The organism is Vibrio sp. Vb0888, from assembly GCF_033338835.1.
In the GTDB taxonomy this organism is placed as follows: domain Bacteria; phylum Pseudomonadota; class Gammaproteobacteria; order Enterobacterales; family Vibrionaceae; genus Vibrio; species Vibrio alginolyticus.
This window is the reverse complement of record NZ_JAWOTL010000015.1, coordinates 14,744-35,720: the sequence shown is the minus strand read 5'-3', so window position 1 is coordinate 35,720 and position 20,977 is coordinate 14,744. Positions and strand designations below refer to the sequence as shown.

The window sequence follows — 20,977 nt, the reverse complement described above, 5'->3', positions numbered from 1 at the left end:
TTTTATTCCGAGTTATTATTGGTCAAGCATTGCAGTTTATGACGGGGTGCGAAAGTGCCCCGAATTGAAAGGGGCGAAAGATGTTAGAGAAGTTACTAAACAACAATCCACTAGGCGTTGTGATGTTGTGTGCTTCGATAGTTGGGACTGGCTATGTGATGAATTATCGCTTGAACAGTATCGAGACGACTCAGCAAAACATTGGCACTGATGTAAAAGATATTCGCCAAGATATCAGCGCTCTACAGGCTGATGTTGCCGGATTGAAAGCCGTTGCTGATTACAAAGAGAGAGCAGGTAAATAATGCCTAGAATTAACGTCGCTACTTTCTTTGGAGAACGGCCAAAACAGACGCCGAGACTCCTACCAAATGAATATGCTACAAAAGCGGTAGATTGTCAGTTTCCGGTTGGAAACCTTCAGCCTTACCTTGGCTTGAAGGACACCACTGAAAGCTTAACGGAAAGCCATAGAACGGTTTATAAGTTTTTAGATTGGTGGTTCAAGTGGAAAACTGATGTTGATGTGGTTGTGTCGCCAATTGTTGGTGACCCTTGGAACCGTGTTTATTTTACAAGTGATACCGGAGTTCGTGTTACCAATAACCAGATATTTAATGGTGTTGGTGATCTTCCCGTTGACTCTTATCCATTAGGAGTGCCAGCGCCAGAGCATGGCGTGACAGCAAAAGTAAATGCTCCTGATCCTCTACCAGAAGAAGACGAAGCAACCGACGACGAAACTCGTTTTTATGTCTACACGCTTGTTAGCGAACAAGAAGAGGAAGGGGCGCAATCTCCGATCAGCAATCAAGCTGAAATTAAGTTCCCAGAGAGTACGGTTACGCTGACATTTCAAAGTGAAGGTGTTTTATCCGGCAATATCACTAAACGTCGAATCTATAGAACGTCAACAGAGGGTGGTGTTTCTGACTTCTATCTGGTTGGGGAAATTCCGATTTCACAAAATACGTTTGTGGATGATAAGTCAGCCGATGATCTTGGGTTCCCGCTGGAAAGTGAAAAATACGAAATGCCTAACAAAAAGCTACGGTTTTTAACCCTAATGCCTAACGGAATTATGGCTGGTGGCTATGACCGAACTGTTTGTTTTAGTGAGCCGTATTTGCTTCACGCATGGCCTGTAGATTATCAGCTCACAACAGAGCACGAAATCGTAGCAATGGAATCAGTGAGCAATATGCTATTGGTTGGCACGAAAGGTTACCCTTGGGTGTTCCAAGGTATCACCAGTGATGCGATCAGTGGGCGAAAGCTTGAGTCTATGCAAGCGTGTGTTTCCAAGCGCTCTATGAGAAATATCGACAACCTAATTATCTATGCGTCTCCTCATGGCCTTTGTGCGTTCACTGGTCAAGACGTTGAGCTAATTACCAAAGATATTATTGACTCTAAGCAGTGGGAAGCATTGGAGCCAGAAACCATTGAAGCTTACTACTACGATGGAAAGTATTTGGCTTTTTACGGAAAGGCGCTTGATAAGTCGTTCATATTCGACCCTAAAACGGGTGGCATTACGTTCCATTCTCTAGGTTCAAACCTTGGATTTACTGACTTAGTGACAGGTACGCTTTATGTTCGAAGCGAAGATGGAACAAAATTGGCTGAATGGAACAAGGGCCAACCTAAAGCGTATGTTTGGCGTTCTAAAGAGTATTACGCCATGTATCCAACACTTAGTACGCTGTATATCCGAGCGGAAGATCCGGCATTGGTTGGAATGAAAATTATCGTTGATGGAGTCGTCATCAAAGATTATGAGATAGGTACGTTAACTAATCGACCTATACGCATTCCACCAGCAAGGGGCAACTCATGGCAATTTGAAGTTTATGGCACTGGAATATTAGAAGAGGTGATCATTGCTTCTAGTATGGCAGAGGTTTACGGGTAAATGGCAGTTCGTACATTACAAGGCGGCAAAAAGCTAAAGGGTAAATTCCAATCTATTCCCCACAAGAAAGGAAGTGACGCTGTAATGGATGCAGTTGCCGACAACTTGGAACAGTTGATCGGTATGCGTGGCGAGGGCGGCAAAAAAGCCGTCCTTTGGGAAGATATGAAAAAGCTCGGTTTTGCTGACTACAGAAACGGTAAATTACAGAGCACAATTAATATCCCAAGTTCGGACGGCGGTAGTGGTGATCCGATTGTTGGTGAGGAAGTTCAGACGCCAACTACACCACAAAACTTAGTGGTTAAATCTGGCTTTGGTATCGCACTGCTTTCGTGGGATACCGCGCCATATAAAGGCCATGCTTACACCGAAATTTATCAAGCAAGAGATAACGTATTTGCAAATGCTATTGTAGTGCAAACAACTCCGTCTAGCGTTGCGTCATTGCCGATTGAGCCTACGGGTGATTATTACTATTGGATCAAGTTCGTAAACCTAAAAGGCGAACGTTCAGCGATTAACTCAATTAATGGTACTCATGCAAAGAGCGTTGTTGACCCTCAATATTACCTTGACCTGATCATTAAGGAGATGGAAGAACATCCCGAACTAATTCCTTTACCGGAGGCATTAGAAGGCATTGATTTTTCATCCATTCCAGACGCAGAAACTATTGAGAATATCGACGTATTATTAGCGGAAGCAGCTATGCAAAACGCTGTAACCGTTGATAAGGAAAGCGCATTTCGCAGAGAAGAGAACCGGACATTAAGGGCCGAGATTGAAACCAACTACTACACAGCAGTTGAAACCGATAAGGCAATGGCGGTTTTAAGAGAGTCGGTTACTTCTCAGATCGAGGAAAACGAGACATCAATTCTTGCTCAGATCAAACGAGAGTACGCGACGAAGGTTGAAGTTGATAGCGCGTTATCGGCATTAAGAGAGTCTGTTAAGTCAGAAATTCAGTCTAATGGGGAGTCAATTCTTGCGCAGGTAGGCCAAGAGTTTGCGACTCAAGTTGAGCTTGATAAGGCTATATCTACAGCCAAGTTAGATCTCGAAACTCAGTTAGGTGATTCGATTTCAGGCATTGAGCAAAACTACGCGACGAACGCCAAGCTAACGTCAGCAATTTCTCAATTAAATACGTCGTTGTCAGCGTCAATTGAAGGAGTTGAGAGCAATCTATCAACCAACTATAAAACGTGGGTTGATACTGAAAAGGCGATCAATATTGCAACCAATTCATTGTCTTCAAAAATTGGAGAGGTTGAGAGTAACTTAGCCAACAACTATTACACTGAAGCGCAAACCGATCAGGCCATTGCTAAATCTGCTTTGACGCTGCAATCATCAATTGATGGTGTTAGCTCGAATCTATCCAAGAACTACTACACAAAGACGCAAACCAATCAGGCGATTAGTACCGAGATTGGAAAAGTTAATGCAACGGTTAACGGCGTTTCATCTTCAGTCACACAGATTAGTGAAGCATTGGCCGATCTTGATGATGGCTATTCTGCGTTGTGGGGCGTTAAAACAAGCATAGGTGGAATGACGGCTAGTGTTGCTCTTATAGCCAAGTCTTCCACTGATACGAGCACAGCAAACGCAGAATTTGTTGTTAAGAACGCAGGTTTTAAGGTCGCTTACGACAAGAATACTGGTGGTACAGGTAGCAACAGCATCGTTCCGGTGTTTGGCACTATCAAAAACCCAGCCTATCAGGATTGGGTTAACGGCGGCCAAGTTGGTACAGCTCCGCCAAAATACGTACTCGCAATAGACACTGCATCAATCAAGGTTGCAGACATTAGAGATCTGGTTGCTGGTGATGTAGTGGCAACAAGCGTGCAAGCAAATACAGTGATCGCAAACGTAACGCTACGAGCGTCAACGATTAATGACCCGAACAGCAAGTTCTATGTGAGCGCGGCTGGTGTGGCAAAAATGGTTGGTGCCGATGTTTCGGGGAAAATTACCGCGACTTCTGGCGTGCTAAGGAACGTTACGATTACTGATTCTTGCGATATTCAAGGTCGTCTCAATGTTAATCAGATCGTTGGTGATGTAATAAAACCTTATCCGTACTCGGTTATGAAGACAGACAGTAGTGCAGGACTAATTCAGACGCTCTACTCAGTAAATGTTCCAATGGCTACTTGGGATCGCGAGGTTGTTTGGGGGAGTGTGTATGCGACTGCGTTCGGTGCATGGTTTGATTTTTTAATTAATGATGAGGTTGTTCATAGTCAAGATATTGGTGGTATGAGCGCTCAAAACTCACCGATCTGGCGGCATAGCCTTCCGGCTGGTAAGGCTTATAAGGTTAGTTTGCGCATAAGAAACTACGAAAACAATTCTTGGAATGTGTGGAACTCATCTGGATTAGTGCTCACCTACAAAGCTTAGGTTTAGTGCTTTTGGAATTGCGCCATTTTATTAAGGCGCTCTAGATCGTTCAGGGGTAAAAAGTGCGGTTCGCTAAAGTTGATCACAACAATTATATCTACATGCTTGTGAGAAAGCTTGTTTACGTGGCTGGTCGTGATGATTTGCCGGATTTGCCGAAAGAGGTGATCAGTAAGTTGGATAGTGGTGATGCACACTTGTTTGTTGGTGAGCGTTGTGGCGCAGTTTTGGAGGTGACGCACGAAGATAACGAGATAGTTATGTATGTGGTTTTTGGATGGTCTGATAACGGGCATGGCATATCAGATTACATCAATGCGTACTATCAACTTGCTAAAGATGTGGGAGCAGAAAAGATTGTTTCATTGGCTCGAAGAGCAGGTGTGTACAGGCTTTGGCGCGCTCACGGATTTAAAAAAGTAGGGTACAATGAGCAAGGTTTAATCAGGTTTGAGAAAAGGCTGGTAAACAATGGGTAAAGGGCCAGAAAAAGCAAAACCAACTGCCGATCAGATTGCAGCAGCAGAGGTGGCGGCTAAAGAGTGGAATAGATATCAAGAGGTGTTTGTTCCAATTGAAAACGAATATATGCGTATCACCGAAAAAATGGGGGACGAGGCAAACTACGAGAAAATAGCAGGAGCGGCCAATACAACGTCGAATAGTGCAACGAGTTCGGCTGTCAATCAGACTCAAAAACAATTGTCGGCATCTGGCTTTAATCCAAGTTCAGGTAAGGCGTCTAGCGCTTCAAACGACATAATCTCAGGCTCCAATGCCAACGAGGTACAAACTACTGCGCAAGGCCAACACAACGTAACCGAGCGTTTTACTGGCAATCTTCAAAACGTAGTTGCAATGGGGCGAGGTCAGGCGACTCAAGCCACGGCAGGGCTTAACGATATCGCGGCGGCGTCAGCGCGTAAGGCCAACCAAGCTGCAATTGATGAAGCTAACGCCGTATCTATTCCGGCGGCGGTTGCTGGCGCTGGTGCCTCTTTACTTACTGGCACCGATACAGGCAAAGAGATGCTATCAAGCGCTGGACAGGGATTAAGTAATTACTTCAAACCAGATACTTACAAAAGTATGAAATCAGACGATGGCTTTGCGCCAATGGGCGGCGCTAGTTCATACGGTTTAAGTTAAACGTTAGGAGAAAATAATCATGCCTCAAGAGGGTGAATTAGGTTATTACAATCCAAATACTGGCAGTTCAGCCGCGCCAGCCACAACCGCTCCAACCGCCAGTGTTAAAAGCGATAATCTTTCAAACATGATGGTTAACGCTTCTGGTAATCCTGAATACATATACGCGAATCTTACGAGAAAGCAGTACGAAGATTATCTAAAGCGCTTCCAGCAATATGAGAATCAACTTATCGATTTTGCTATGACCGATAAGTTGTTAAATAAGCAGTTAGATAGAAATAACGCAAATGCCACGAAGAACTTAGAACAAGCCAATATCAATGCTGCAAATGCAACTAGAAAGTATGGTTTAGGTGATCTTCGAACTGATCAGCAAAAACGAAACTTGGAAATGAATAACGCGCTTGCGCTAGCTTCAACTAATAACAACACTCGCCAAGCTATAAACGATTTACAAGTCGGATTGATGACGGGTGTTTCGTCAGGAAGCAGAAACTTAATTAACTCAGTTGGTGGAGTTTAGGGGGTTAATATGGGATACGGTCTAATTGATATTGGTCGAAATAACGCAAGAAGTTCGCTTGATACTTATAGAAATCTTTCTAACCAAGAGCAACAGCGCAAACAAGTGAACGAGCAGCTTAAACAGCAATACAAGCAAGGTATTGCGTCAGGTATCGGTACTGGTGCAACTCTAGGTGCAACAATTGGTAGTGTTGTACCTGTCGTTGGTACTGTTGCTGGTGGTGCAATTGGTGCCGTTCTTGGTGGTCTAGCTGCGTCGTTTTTTTAGAGGTTTTTTTCATGGCAAACGTTATTGGTAGTTTTAATGAAGGCGTTCGAGTTGGTGCAGGATTAATTGACCTACACAACCGCCAGCAAGATCGTGAGTTGTGGAGACAGGAGCACAACGAAGACCGAGAACGAAAGAAAATCTTGCAACAGCGAGAAGATATTCGTTGGCAGCAAGGGCTTGAAGATCGAGAACAACAAAAGTTACAGCGTAAAGATGATCTAGATTGGCAAGCCAAAAGCCGAAAACAACAAGAAAAGCAGTGGGCGCAAGCAGAGCTTACATTTAAGCAGCAACAGGAAGAATATAACCATAAGAAAACACTTATGGAACGCCAAGAAGGTTTTCAAACAATCTTCCTTCCAGCGATTGATAAGGCGATTGCCAGCGGCGATTTTTCCTTAATGGAGACGCCGGAGTTTGCAGATTATGTAGCTAAAAACCCTCAATTTGATGTGAACAACATTCTTGGTAGTGATGCTGGCAAGGCTTTAGGTGAGGCGGCGACTTTGTTCAACAAAATGGCACAAGGTGAAATGCCAGCAGAAAATGACCCAATGTTGATCAATGCAGTGGAAACATTGATGCCTGAAATCACCAAGGCAAAAGGTTTACCTACGATCTACACGGATAAGGATGGTAAGCAACATCAAATAGTTGAGAGAAAAGTTTCGGCAGTTCGAATCACTCAAGGCGGTGGCGCAGTTATTGAGCAAGATCTAACTCTTGATAATGGCAAAACTGTCACAGTTCCGGTTACTCAAAACCGAACAAGCAAGCCAGATGACAATATCTTAGTTGTGCCATTGTCGGAGTTTAGTAACCGAATGAAAACCATGATTGATACTCGTCAGCATTTGAACCGTGAAGAGTTGAACAACTGGCGTCAACTTCAAACAGGTCGATCTCTGAACTTCGATGAAAATGGCAATGTTGTATATGGTGGTCGTTCAGGCCGTTCTAGTCGCTCAGGCTCTAGTGGTTCTTCTTCAATGGCTCAATTGGCGAAGCAACAGCTATCTGAACAAAACGGAATTAATAGCAAGTATGATGAACAGATTGCTAAACTTGACCGCAATATGTTCGATAAGGAACAAGATTATCAGGCCGAAATTGATCGCTTGAATCGAGAAAGGGAGAAGGCACTAGAGCGTCATACGATGATGTATTTGCCACTAACAGGTTATGATCCTCAATACTTAACCAAGGAACAAGCGCAAAGTATGGCAAGAAAACGAGCGCAAGCGTTTGTTGAGTCATATCCTGATTATGAGTTCAAAGCGGGCAGCAAAGCGCAACTTCAGTCTTATCTAATGGAAAACCCAGCCGCGACGCCTGATCAGGTAAATAAGGCTATTCAAGAGATGATTAAAAGTAAAGATATCATCAAGAAAAAGCCATCTAATGAAACGCTGATAAGCGAGTCTCAAGAGTTCACCAATAGCGAGAAGAAGGCCGCCGGACAGACAGAAGGTGAACCGTCAAATCAAGGCGAGTTAGAGGCTTTACGAGAGGAAATCCTAAACTCTGATGGAACTTATCAAGAAAAGCTTGCAGCAATTAAGGCAGCGAACTTGAGTCCTGAAGAACAACAACAGGCAATGGATTGGCTTAACTATAGTGGCTTTTATAGCGCAGCCGATAAGCTAACAAGTAACGCCAGAGATAACTTAAAAACTCAGGCTAAACGAGTAGAAGAGCAGCGTAAAAATGCGCCACCAGCCGCACGCTACATGGCATTAGGTTTGGCTAATCGTTAATTCATCGAACGTAAACAAAAATCCCCAATCGGTGCAGTTGGGGTTATACTTCCCCTGTCTATTTCCTATGCAGAATAAGAGGGGATACCGATGGATTTCAGAGAGGCGATGCGTCTAGTTGAGGAAAGGGAACGCAATCAAAACACATCAACGTTTGGTGACGTTGTTGATATGGCTCAACAAGGCGCTTTGCAAACTTTGGCTGGTGCTGCGAATTTCGTTGGTGCAGAAAAGGCAGCAAGTTCATTAGAGAATTGGGCTAATGAGCAATACGAAACCTTATCGCCTGAAATGCGCGAAGCCATGGCGAAAGATATCATCAATGATGATATGAGCTTTGGCGAAGGTGCTAAAGATTGGCGTACATGGTTAGGCACAGCATCTAATGTGCTTGGTGGTATGGCTGTAACCATGTTGCCAGCAGGTGCCGCAGGTAAAGCAGCGTCAATGGCAGGTCGAAGCGCTGCGGTGTCCCAAGGTGCCAATGTCGGTACTAACGCACTTCTAAACTTGGCGGCTGGTAACGGTGGTCAAGCCTTAAATGTTCAACGAGAAATCGAGAACATTCCTTATCACGAATTAATGGATTCTCCACAGTTCAAGCGTTATGTGGCCGAAGAAGCGGATAAGAATATCTCTGATGAAGAGGCGCTAAACAACGCTCGTACTCGATTGGCCCAAGAGGTTGGAGATTCGATTAAAACCGACCTTACTCTAGGCATGGTCAACCTGATCGGTGAAACGGTAGGTGATCAGGCAATGGTTAAACTGCTAAAAGGTAGTTTAGGCAAAACAATCAAAGGTGCTATTGGTAAAGGTGTACTTGCTGAAGGTGGCACCGAGGCCGTACAAGGTGGCGTTGAACAATACCGCTCTAACGTTCATACCAACGAAAAGATGGACGTTGAAGGCGACAACTCCGAAGGCGTTGGCGCGGCTGCGCTTGAGTCTGGTTTAGTCGGTGGTTTGATCGGTGGTGGTTTTGGTGCGCCTAGTGGTGTGGCTGGTCGTTACCGTCGTCGTAACTTTGAAAGCAAGATTGAACAAGCGATCAATCCAGAAGTGATTTCGCAATTGCGCTCGGTTGGTAAAACAGATCAAGAGATTGAGGCTCTTCTAAGACCGAAGATTGAGAACCGCGCTCTTTCTATGGGCTTTGATGCTAACGAATCTACGGCTTTAGCACATCAAGCGTTAGGTGCTGCAATGGGTAAAGTGCCACCAGCAGCAGAGCGTCACGCAACGGAAGATCAAGCGGAAGCACAACAAAGTGTTGAGCCACAACAGCCGGAACCAGTACAGCCACAGCAAGCGCAACCACAACAACCAATTTCTGAAGCTGCAAAACAGCAAGAGCAAGCGCCTGTTAATCTGTTCTCTTCAGACAATCATGCCGATCTAATCCGTGACGGCCAGCAAGCTGTCAGCGCAATCAAAACTTGGGAAAAACAAGACCGAGGCAATGATTACGCGAAGCAATTGCGTCAAGACATGAGCCGTTACTTGGCAACTCTTAATACAGATCTATCCATTGAAGAACGTCAAGCGGCGCAGCGTTCAATGAATTCAATTTACAATGAGTTCTTGAGTGCTATTGGACAGAAACAAAAATCACCAGTTGATAATGAAGTTGCTCAAGCAGAAATGTTTGATCCTGAAACTGGCGAAGTAATGGCAGATTCAGAGCTATACCATTCTCAAGATGCTCAACGAGATAAGTTTGAATTGAGCCAATCAATTCAACGTGGTGAGCTTGGTTTTGTCGATGAAATTGCAGCGCAAGACGAAAACTTTAAACAAGGCTTGCAACGCGCCATGGAAATCTCGCCAGCAGCAGTGCTTCAGATTGCAAAAGCGCGTCGTGACGGAAGCATGAGCCAAGAGCAAGCGATCAGCGCTTTGCAGCGTGTCATTAACTCCGACGAGCTAAAACAAGTCGATCAGTTACGCCCGACTGATGAAGAGAGTTTTCTGCGTGATCAGCAAGCTCAAGAGCGCAATGCTCAACAGAAACTAGAGAATCGCGGCATTCGAACCAATGGCTATCAACCAAACGTTGAGGAAACGCCAGAGTTTCAACGCAATCAGGCGCGTGTTCTTCAAGGTATGAGACAACAAGCTCAAACCAACTCGTTTGCTGGTGGACATCAACCAAACGGTGAGCGTGACGTTACTCCGTTAGCAACGGGTATCGAGAATCAACGAGTTTATGACGCGCCACAAGTTGAGTTTGATCGATGGTCTGACGTTAATCCTAAAGACGTTAATCGTGATGAGCGATTCACCAAGCTAGCGAATGAATATGACCTAAATCCTGTAGAAACAGAGCAGGAGCGTTATCGTGCGCCTTATATAGTTGCTCAAGAGCCTATTTCCGCATCAACCCAAGAGGTCGAACAGCGCCAACCTAATCGCAATGCTCGTATTCAAAAGAAATTTGATAAGCGCGAGTCTCAAGAGGTTGAGTCATACAGTGAAGAGTTGCCACAGACTGGCGACGAGTATGTTTACCAATCTGGTGAAGCTGCAAAACGTTCAGAGCTTGGCCGTCAACTTGGTAAAGCTCAAGCTGAAATCGCAATCAAAGGCCGTCAGAAAGTTAACCGTGAACAACGCATCAAGAACATCTTGGAAGGCAAGGGTACAAAAGATGATCTGAACTGGTTGGACAAAGAAGTAAACGCTCAAGCTGATAGCAAAAAAGCCAAGAAACCTACCCTTAAAATAGGTCAAGGTATTGATGGAGTGGACGTTAAGCGCAGCGGTAATACCACAACGTTGACGCCTAAAGTCGAAAAGTGGAATGCAACTATTGGCGAGAGATCGGTTTACGTCACTCAAGATAAAGAGCTTAAACAGGTACAAATCCGACTAGCGGAACAAGAGGAACCGGTTACTGCTTTTGACTATGGCAAAGGTAGCGATATGCGCTTGATGGATGCTATTGGAAAAGCTAATCAAGCAGCGGATAAATATGTAAGCCTTATTGTAAAAAGCAATGAATCTTACCTTCAGAGCGAAGCAGAAAAAGCCCAAAGCAAAGGTGTTGTTGACCAATCACTTTTAGTCGAAGAACGCGAAAAGACAGCGAAAGCCGTTGATATTTGGCCTAGTGTTGAGCAACGCCTTGATCGCGGTCAAATGCCTACGCCTGAACAAATGAATGTTTTGCAAGATGCTGCGGAATATATCAATTCAGCAGGCAAGATTTACTTTACTGGCAAGCTAGGTGATTTGCTCCGCTTTGGTGACGTTCTGAAAACTCGCTTATCAAAATATGACGCACTACTTAGTGATGAAGAGCTGGAAGGTTTGGATCGCGAGATTTCCGACGCTAAGAAGGCATACCAAGCAAGTGACAGTGACCTTTCTCGCCAACGCGCTACCGCTCGTTTAGGTCGTCTAAACAAAATCAAAGACGGCAAAGGCACTACTGAAGATCTTAAATGGTTACGTTCAGAGCTTGAGTCTGAGCGTCGAGGCATTACCACTCTAGAGAAAGCTAAGGACGTAAATCAGACAATTGCAAAAGAACGCTTTGCTAAAGCAAAAACAGGTAAGGCAGATAACCCACGTTATCAAGCGTACTTAGATACTTTGGAAGCGGAAGAGCTTGAATCTATCAATAGCAATGCTGGCTATATGTCTTGGATCACTCATCGTATTGCGGAGTTCCGAGACGAAAACGGAATTAAAAAGGGTGCCGATCTAACTTCTTCACAGCATAAAGAGTTTGATAAGTATCTGCGTGATTATGCTGATCGCCACTTATCTGAACGAGTGAAGTCAGAGCGCGACTCTACGGCGAAAAAAGCTGAGAACAAACCTACACAATTAAAAGCGATTCCGGCCACAATCAGCCGTAAAGCTAAGGGCAAACTCTCTAAAATCTCGACAGCTCAAAAGAAAGTTGAAGCAGCTCAAGAGAACTTAGATGAAGTTGAAATGCAACATTCTACGGATCGTAGTGGTGTTGATATGGCTCATCCACGAGTTAAAGCAGCACAAAGCCGACTAAGAACAGCAGAAAAAGCCGAACAAGATGCTTACAACGAGCTTGGTGAAGTCTGGAAAGAGTACCGAGCGAAAGGCGGTAACGAAGCGGTTTGGGATAAGTTTATCAACGAAAACCAAGGCCACCTAGACGCCAACTCTTGGGAAGATTTGAACCTAGATTTTGGTGAAGATGCGGATTCCGATGTGGAAATTCCAGAGATTCCGGCCAAGGTTCCTCCATTTAAAGATTTGTCTAATCCAACCGTTGAAGAGCTGGATGCGCTAATCAACTACAAACAAACTGAGATCGCTCACTACAAAGCTCGTATTGCTAATGGTGAGAACGGCGAAGCCATGCGCCTACTAATCAATAGACTAGAAGGTGATATTGCCAAATTAGAAGAGCGCAAAACCAATACAAAAGCAGATAAGCAAGAGCCTTCGCTCATTGATACTCTTCAAGCTGTATCAGATAAGTACGCAGAAAACCCAACTTATCGCGTCAAGAGCTACGAGTTAGAACCAGCTTGGAAAGCAGTATCTAAAGCAATGGAAGAAGCTGGCGCGGATACGCACGACTTGTATTCATTCAGCAATTGGATCACTAGCCAATATCAATCAGATCGCCAAAAAGCAATCGACTTGGCAAAAAGCTATCTGAGTGACGACAAGCCAGAGCCAACGCCACCAAAAGGAAGCAAACTAAAATCTAGCAAGGCCACCAGCAACGAAACTGATGCGTCTAAAGCTAAAAAAGGCCGTTCTCGCCCAAGTGGAGCGCGTGAATATCTAAAAGCTATCAACGCGCTTCAAAGTGGCGAGTACACCAAGGAAGAGGCAATTGAGCTGATCGATAACTACATTGATGATGTTCCGGCTTTAGAGGAAGAATTTAGCCAATTCACGAAGCCAGCTATCGGCAATTTCTTTGCTCAAATGGGCCAATGGATTGATACAAGCTTGCGTAAAGACGATCTAGTTAAGCGAGCGGTTAAAGATATCGGCAACCAGTTTGCTGCTATTCAGTCTGATGGTGGAATGTTTGTAGTTAAATCACCTTCAGCTATGCGCAACATTCTTTCTGAAATGAGTGATGCTGACTACAACAAGCTTGCTGAGAAACGAAAACAACAAGCAATCGAGCGTGAGCAGGAAGCCGAGCGCAAGAAAAAGGCTCTTGATAATCCTCAAACACTTGATGATTTCCAAGCCTACGCACGAGCTAACGGCGGCACTATTGATGCTTTCAATGACCAGCAGCTAGCCGAGTTTGACCGTCTATACACTGAAAATCAGTTAAGCAAACTAGCAGAGCAAGAAAAGCGCGAACTAGAGCGAAAAGCTGAAGTTAAGGCCGTTGAAACTGACGGGACTATCGAGTTGAGCAAGGTCGATGTTCTCAACGAAGCTAAAGGTGAACAACGCTATGGCGCTGCGTTTAGCGAAGTTGATAGCGATACTTTCAACGATATGAGAGCCAAGGCGAAACAGCTAGGCGGTTGGTACGCACGAGCTTACAAACCTAAAAACTTGCCAGCTCGTTTTGACTTTAAATCTGAACAAGCGCGTGATGATTTCCTATCTGTAATGGGCGGCTTGAACGTTGATCAAAGCGAACGAGTTAAACAACGCGATCAAGAGAAAACGAAGTCGAAAAAAGAGAAGCAAGTTGAAGCTCTACGCGAAAAAGCGGCATCACTACAGGCGAAAGCTGATGAGTCAAACAACGCACAGCGTTTGACTAATACTTCTCGTCGCGCAGCCATGGCAGCAAGCGCAGCGGCACGAGCAGATAAGCAAGAGGCGCAAGCGAATATCTTGCGTAAGATTGCCGATGGCGTTGAATCTGGCGAGTTCCTACTGCTAGGCAACTTGACTGATATCAGCCAGCTTGAAGAACTAACAAGCGTTATGAACCGTGTTAAATGGGATATGCCTGAAGATGTTCGAGAAAAACTAGCGTATCGAGATCAGCAAGGCAACTGGCATTTAAAACCAGAAACTAAGTTTAATCAGGTTGCTCGTTACGTTCGTTTTCCAGCGCCGAAGAGTACGCCAGCGTCACTTGAATACATTGCGCGAGAAATCGAAAACCTAGACGGTTACAAGATGACGGCTAAATCTATTCGAGCAAACATTAAAGGCTTGAAGGAGCACGAGAGCGTTAACTTGAATGGTGCGCGTTGGGATAAAGTTATTCCTAAATTGCGCCAGCTAGCGCGTAGCAAATCAAACACTGTTTACCGTGTCGAGCACATCAACGAGTTATTCAAGTCGCAAGATCGCTTAATTCGCATGGGTATTAAAGGCGATATCACGTTGCGCCAAGCATTGCGTGAATATGAGCAAGCGAACAACGGAAAAATGTCAACGCAGAAAGAAAAAACACGCTTACAAAAACTCACAGAGAAGATTGAGGAAACTGTACGCGGTAACCGTAATGCGTTTAATGACTTCTTCCCAACTCCTGAAGCAGAAGTGAAAAAGCTCATTGATTTAGCCGATATTAAACCAGGTATGAAAGTGCTAGAGCCAAGTGCTGGTATGGGTCACATTGCCGTTCAAATTGCAGCTCTAAATGGCGTAGAACTTGATGTTGGTGAACTTGCTTTCACTCTAAGCGAATTACTTGAAGAGAAGGGGCACAACGTTGTTGCTGGTGATTTCTTGGAATATAACGCTGGTGAAATCTATGACCGCATTGTTATGAATCCTCCATTTAGTAACGATGCAGATATTCACCACATCAACCATGCGCTAACGATGCTAAAAGATGGCGGTAAGTTGGTTGCTATCACTAGCTCAATGGCTGGTAATCGTGGCAACACAACAAATAAAAACTTCCGTCGTTACCTAGATGAAGTTGGTGCAGAAGAGATCAACCTAGACGCTGGCGCATTCAAGAACAGCTTGAACCCTACTAACGTAGCAACAAAGATTATTGTCATTGAAAAACCAGCGAACGATCAGTACGACGATATTCGTTTCAGCAAGGCCAGCGAAGTCAACAAAAAGCCTTCCACCAGCCTATCGCCTGAAAAGGTTACTCAAGCCGCTCAAGATTGGATTAACCAATACGACGGTTTGAAAGGTGCGAATGTAATGGTTGTGCCAACTATGGCCGATCTGCATGAACTGGTTGAAACTGAATCCAATGCGATTGTTAAAGGCGCATGGTTGTCCGGTGATAACCGTGTTGTGCTGGTGGCAGAAAACTTGGAAAACGTTGCTGACGTTCGCCGCACTTTGCGCCATGAGTTTATTGCTCACAATGGCCTATACGCAAACCTAGACGTTGCTCAACAAGCGCAGTTAACCAAGAAGGTCAACAGCCTACGAAACGTTAACTCTTTGAAAGGCATCTTTGCCGAGGTTGATAAATCATATCGAACCGCACCGGAAGACGTAAAAGCGGAAGAGGTGATCGCTAAGATTGCAGAAACAGAGTCTAGCGTTTCTCAACGAATCTTAGACAAAGTGTTGTCTTGGGTGCTTGGTGCATTGCGTCGTTCTGGCATTTTGAGTGCAGAGAAAATCACGCTTTCAGAAGTGCGCAACATGATCAACAACGTGGATAGCGACCTTCGAAAACCTAACGGAATGACCACGCTTTCTAACGTTGTGCGCTTTAGCCAAACAATCTCAAGCATGGATGAGGATTTGGCGCAGCAAGGCGATCCAATTGTGAGCATTGCTGATGCGTTGGCAGCGAAGAATGAGAGTTTCTACAAGCAAATGCTTGGCAAGATCAACGTTCCATTTATTAGCAAGCAGTTTGATGCGCTTAAAAATGGTGGTTGGGCGTTGTTAAACCTACGCCAAATGGCTGAAGTAGGTAGAAAACGAGTAAGCCGTGAGGTTGGCAACATTCTTGAGTCGTATGTAAACAACAAAGATTTGTTTACTACACGCAAAACAGACTTGATTGAGAAAGTTCACAAACAAGCTGATGCCTTGAATAAGTTCCGTAAGGATAAGCCACAAGACGCCGAAGCTACCTTTAGTTTGTTGCACGATGCGACGTTGGCCGATGTTGACCCGTCAAAAGAGTATGTTGACCAAACTGATGAGAAGAAAGCGCTACTCAAAACACTAGCGAAGCTTTACCAAGAGTACGGCGGTTCGCAAACTAAGCGCGGTTCTGAAATTTGGCAAGAACGCCAAGCGCTAGAGCGTGAGATTAAGAACGAGCCGAAACTAAGACTTAAACACAAGGCATTACGCGAGAAGTTCCTACAGCTTTCGCCAGATGCTCAAAAAGTCTTTACCGATGTGCGCGATCACTACATTAGTCAACGCGAGGAAATGGATAAGGCGCTAGAAGAGCGCATTACTGATCTTGCCATGGCTGGTAACAAACGAGCAGGTGAGAACACTTACCATCGTTACATGATGGAAAAATCACGCCTTGGCTTCTATGTTCCGTTGGCGCGTTTTGGTAACTACTGGATCGATGCCGTTGACCCAAGCGGTGAGCGTGTATTCCAAATGTATGAGACTGAAAACGCCATGATGAAAGACGTTAAAAAGCTTCAGGCGGCTGGCTACAAGGTTCAGGATGATAAGAATGCGAACTTAGAAGTTGGACAAGTGCGCTTTGGTCTAAAAATCCAAGAGAGTCGCGGCCTAAATGGTGCTAGCGCGTCATTCGTGAGCGATATTATTAAGGCGATCTCAGGTGCGCAAACTAACGACAAGGTGAAAGATCAGTTAACTGATGAAATCTACCAAATGTATTTGCAAACCATGCCTGATCGTTCAATTCGTAAATCATTCATTCACCGTAAAGGTGTGGCTGGTTATTCAGAAGATGCGGCTCGTGTTCTAGCAGATCAGGGTGTTCGCCAAGCGAACCAACAAGCGCGACTAGAAACAGAGAAGCGCTTCACCGATCTAATGGAAGAGTTGAAGATTGCCACGGATAAGAGCAATAACGTTTCGGCGTCACGCTTGTATAACGAAATGGTTAAGCGTCACGAATGGATGATGAACCCACAACGCGCACAATGGGCGCAAGCGCTAACTGGTTTTGGGTTCTTCTGGCAAATCGGTATTTCACCAGCGTCAGCGATGATCAACTTATCCCAAAACTGGCAGATTGCTTTGCCTTACATTGGCTCACGTTTTGGTTTTAAGGAAACAGCGGCGGAAATGGCAAGTCTATCGGGCCTATTTGCTAAGACGTTCGTTGCTAAAAAATCAAAAGCTGGCTTGCGTGGTGATATGGACATGACCAACGGCATTTTGGGCGACGTACTTAACCAAGAAGAGAGAGAGGCGTTACGCCACGCGATCAAAATTGGTGCTATCGACGTAACTCAAATGGCCGACTTAACAGGTATGGCAGAGCAAGAGTCGTCAAACTATACGGGTAAATGGGCGAAAGCACAGCAACTAATCGGTGCGCCTTTCCATTGGGCCGAAGTAATGAACCGTGAGGTTTGTTTTATCACTGCTTACCGTATGGCGAAGAAGAACGGACTAAGCAAACAAGAGTCACTTGATTACGCAACTAAAGCGACTTGGGATAGTCACTTTGATTATTCGAGCCGTAACCGCGCTCGATTCATGCAAGGTGACGTTGCGGCGGTAGCATTGCAGTTCAAGCAGTACAGCCAAAACATGACTTACTACTTGTTTAGCCGTTTCTTTGATTCAATTAAGGGCGAAACGCCAGAGGTGAGAAAGGAAGCGCGTAAGCAGTTGCTTGGCACATTTGCCGTTACGTTTGCCATTGGCGGTCTAAACGCTCTACCAGTCGCTACAATCGCGGCAATTGCTAATATGGCCTATGCAGTGGCAGGTGATGACAATGAGCCTTGGGATGCAGAGACAGAGCTAAAATCGCTACTTGCTAAGACGTTCGGTGAAGATATTGCGAAAGGCTTGTACTACGGTTCAATGCCTAGCGTTTCAAGCCGAATCAACATTGATTTGCTTCGCCTTTGGGTACAAGAATCAGACGCACAAGATAGCGTTGGTGTTGCTGAAAACATTCTTCAACAGGCGGCAGGTGCATCATTTGGTATTGCTGTATCTTGGGCGCGTGGTTTGGACTACATGACAGAAGGCCAGTATTTGCGCGGCGTAGAATACATGACTCCAAAATGGATTAAGGACGTGTTTAGAACTGCGCGATACGCTTCAGAAGGTGGCACTGTCACAAACCGAAATGGTGAAATTATCATTGATGATGTGACATTGTTTGAACATGCTCAACAAGCGCTTGGTTTTACTCCGGCTCGACTTGTTCAGCAGTACGACTCAAACAGCGCATTGAAAGGCTACGAACGTCAAGTTACTCGCCGTCGTCAAAGCTTAATGAATGCTTACTGGCTGGCGGTACGCACTAAGGACAATGATGGACGTAAAAGCGTGCTTAACAATATCCGTGAGTTCAACCGCTCGGAATGGGGCCGACAAAACCCGATCACCAACGAAGTTTTAAGCCGTTCGGTGAAGCAACATTTCAAAATGGCGAGTAAATCACAGAATGGTGCGCACTATAATCAAAAATATATGAAGTTGCTGCAAGAGCAACAGAGTTGGTAGCATTAATGGAGTGCTTAGAAAAGAAGTATGGAGAGATCTAAAATGATCGCTAGTAAAAGCATTTTAACAGCAATGATTTTGGGTTTAGCTGGTGGCGCGTCGTGCGCCACCGCAGCGCAACTACCACGTTGCCCGACGGTAACGGAACAACGAAACCCGTATGATTATCATTATGCACGTTTGATGGAGAGCAAACTGTACTCGCGTGACTTTAAAATCAATGTTGCGCAAGGTGTTGATAATGGTTTGTCGGATGAAGAAGCGCTTGAATATGGCAGAGCCAAAGTTGCTGAAATGCATGGCTTTGGTAAGTCGGAACTTGACTTTAATAGTGCAATGCGTGAGGTGGAGCTAAAAGAGCAAATCGAAAAGTATAAGGTTTGCAAGTTCTATGAGGTTGAGTTGGGTGTTCATGGTGATTTGGTTACTAACCTTGATCGCGACAAAATTGAGCGTCAGATAGAAGAGGCTCAAGCCAAAATTGCAGCCCAAACCGATGACTGTATCTACGAGAAAATCAAGGGTGATTCCACCAGCGCAGCAATAGCCGAAATTCGAAGAATATGCCGTTCCAGAGCGCTAATAAACATCTAAATGCCATAAAAAGCCGCTAAATTGCGGCTTTTTGCTTTCTATCAAATAGTAATAACAAAGTCACACTTTATGGTTATAAATTACTGGATATGCGATCAGGTGTCTGGTAGTTTATGCGCGTTTCCAATTTGTTGTTTTTATACGAAATGATGTACATATTGCGTTAAGTAATAGCATTCATATTGGGAGTCAATTCTATTGTTTTCATTATTTAGCACTTGCTAATTCTTTGGTAAATTATTTGACAGTAAACCACTCGGCTTAGGAGGACAATAAAATGAAATATACATCAAATGACCTTAGAGTGGTCGCTACGCTTATGGAATGTGAGGCTTTGGACGAAGCTGCGAAGGAATTTATACAGCGTACAGTGATGAAAGCGGCCAGTTTGCTAGAGGCAGTCAAGTTTACTAACAACAACCAAAAAGAAGATTCTTAACAAGTATGCTTTTTGTGGCAATTCAGCCGCTATCAATGATGAATGTGAATCTAGTTTACTACGATTGAGGGAACGTGACAGCGTTCCCTTTTTTGTTGCGTGTAGCTGGTGGCCGGATATTGTGTATATAAGTTTTACTCACTTGCGCATTGCCTCTCAGCCAACGATAATGACCACATTATCGTTTCGTGTTTGCCCGATCCTTTTCTTAAATCACGCCGATTTGTGTGTATATCGGGGAGCACGAAAAAATACAGTGTGTATATAGGCGTGTATATGAGTTCATATACACACTATTTGATAGCTGTAAAAGTCTATATAAAACAGAGGTTTAAAAAGTTGTCATCCCATTTGTCAGAAATATACAAAGAGTTTATGTTCGAAGCAGCACACCATTTGCCACACGTACCAGAAGGTCACAAGTGTGGTCGTTTGCACGGACACTCTTTCCTTGTTCGTCTTTATGTAGAAGGTGAAGTTGATCCACATACAGGTTGGGTAGTGGATTTTGCAGAGATCAAAGCTGCATTTAAACCAATTTACAATCGCTTAGACCATTACTACCTAAACGACATTGAAGGGTTAGAGAACCCGACTAGCGAAGTGTTAGCAAAATGGATTTGGCAGCAGCTTAAGCCAAGCTTACCACTGCTAAGTAAAGTCGAAATCAAAGAAACGTGCACAGCGGGTTGTATTTACAAAGGCGAATAAGTCACTTTCTATTGAGCATTAAACAAAGGCAAGCGAGAAGCTTGCCTTTGTTGTGTCTGAATGGCCCAATTTTGATTATGCTTCACCAGCTAACTTAATGGGTGTCGTAGAATCCATTCTTTTTCATTATCACCCAATGTTGTTTCCTCTGTATTAATGAATCCGCACGCATCAAGAAAACTGATAGCGTATTGCTGACTTTGTGGGACAGTGGCGCAAAGAGAGGTGCTTTTAGGGTTAATGGTATACGCATAAAGGAACAGTTTACGCAATGCCTCACTCTCAACCCTTTGACGTTGGAAACGTTGATCAATCATCAAGTATTTAAGCTCCAGTTCGTATCGTTTAGCAAACGGCGCATGTTGGGAGAAACCTTTATCGATAACAAGATAGCCTACTAATAGGTCATCAGAATAAATCGTAAAGAACGCCTCTGACTTACTGCGTTTTTGGTAAGCCATTTCAAACGGTGTAAAAAATCCTTTTTGCTCTTCTTGCACATCCAATTGCATCAAACTTGAAAATTCTTTCAGTTTGGTGGGTTTAATCGCAATCATCGCTCAATCACAAATTGGCGGCATACCGTTATGCCACCACGAGTTTTTATAGAGTATTAAATCTATTTTAAGTAACTAACCGAGTGAAGA

At 44.4% G+C, this 20,977-nt stretch carries 13 protein-coding genes; 12 read left to right on the top strand and 1 reads right to left on the bottom strand.

The genetic code is table 11. The features are described 5' to 3' along the window. Positions 1–80 precede the first annotated feature (80 nt). The 12 genes from R7P72_RS18445 (at position 81) to queD (ending at position 20,330) form a co-directional block, all read left to right on the top strand. Positions 81–305: a hypothetical protein gene (locus tag R7P72_RS18445; protein ID WP_020840883.1), complete on the top strand. Its 225-nt coding sequence runs from the start codon at positions 81–83 to the stop codon at positions 303–305. Next, positions 305–1,915, top strand: a complete 1,611-nt coding sequence (locus tag R7P72_RS18440; protein WP_053318068.1) for a hypothetical protein — start codon at positions 305–307, stop codon at positions 1,913–1,915. Before R7P72_RS18445 ends, R7P72_RS18440 begins: the two co-directional genes overlap by 1 nt. Beyond that, positions 1,916–4,333, top strand: coding sequence for a phage tail tip protein (locus tag R7P72_RS18435; RefSeq protein ID WP_206972400.1), 2,418 nt, complete (start codon positions 1,916–1,918; stop codon positions 4,331–4,333). Between the two features lie 125 nt (positions 4,334–4,458). Continuing rightward, complete coding sequence (locus R7P72_RS18430; protein WP_127891400.1) at positions 4,459–4,812, top strand: hypothetical protein; 354 nt, start codon at positions 4,459–4,461, stop codon at positions 4,810–4,812. Continuing rightward, on the top strand, positions 4,805–5,482 hold the full coding sequence (locus tag R7P72_RS18425; protein WP_021454682.1) for a hypothetical protein: 678 nt from the start codon (positions 4,805–4,807) through the stop codon (positions 5,480–5,482). The genes R7P72_RS18430 and R7P72_RS18425 overlap by 8 nt, the downstream gene beginning before the upstream one ends. A gap of 19 nt (positions 5,483–5,501) precedes the next feature. Next, the gene (locus R7P72_RS18420; RefSeq protein WP_206972401.1) at positions 5,502–6,008 is read left to right on the top strand and encodes a hypothetical protein; all 507 of its coding nucleotides are present in this window, start codon (positions 5,502–5,504) and stop codon (positions 6,006–6,008) included. A 9-nt stretch (positions 6,009–6,017) separates the two neighbouring features. Then, positions 6,018–6,278 (top strand): hypothetical protein, encoded by a 261-nt coding sequence (locus R7P72_RS18415; RefSeq protein ID WP_021454663.1) that lies wholly within the window; start codon positions 6,018–6,020, stop codon positions 6,276–6,278. A gap of 11 nt (positions 6,279–6,289) precedes the next feature. Then, complete coding sequence (locus R7P72_RS18410) at positions 6,290–8,038, top strand: hypothetical protein (RefSeq protein WP_203511918.1); 1,749 nt, start codon at positions 6,290–6,292, stop codon at positions 8,036–8,038. A 90-nt stretch (positions 8,039–8,128) separates the two neighbouring features. After that, positions 8,129–18,586 (top strand): PLxRFG domain-containing protein, encoded by a 10,458-nt coding sequence (locus tag R7P72_RS18405; protein ID WP_318110743.1) that lies wholly within the window; start codon positions 8,129–8,131, stop codon positions 18,584–18,586. A 42-nt stretch (positions 18,587–18,628) separates the two neighbouring features. Further along, positions 18,629–19,180, top strand: a complete 552-nt coding sequence (locus tag R7P72_RS18400; RefSeq protein WP_115386134.1) for a hypothetical protein — start codon at positions 18,629–18,631, stop codon at positions 19,178–19,180. 277 nt (positions 19,181–19,457) lie between these two features. Beyond that, positions 19,458–19,619 carry a hypothetical protein gene (locus tag R7P72_RS18395; RefSeq protein ID WP_153993878.1) on the top strand — a complete coding sequence of 54 codons (162 nt, stop codon included), beginning with the start codon at positions 19,458–19,460 and terminating at the stop codon, positions 19,617–19,619. Between the two features lie 339 nt (positions 19,620–19,958). Continuing rightward, the gene (gene queD, locus R7P72_RS18390) at positions 19,959–20,330 is read left to right on the top strand and encodes a 6-carboxytetrahydropterin synthase QueD (RefSeq protein ID WP_167394193.1); all 372 of its coding nucleotides are present in this window, start codon (positions 19,959–19,961) and stop codon (positions 20,328–20,330) included. A gap of 89 nt (positions 20,331–20,419) precedes the next feature. Here queD and R7P72_RS18385 read toward each other — a convergent pair whose 3' ends face one another. Further along, on the bottom strand, positions 20,420–20,887 hold the full coding sequence (locus R7P72_RS18385; protein WP_318110742.1) for a GNAT family N-acetyltransferase: 468 nt from the start codon (positions 20,885–20,887) through the stop codon (positions 20,420–20,422). Between the last annotated feature and the right edge of the window lie 90 nt (positions 20,888–20,977).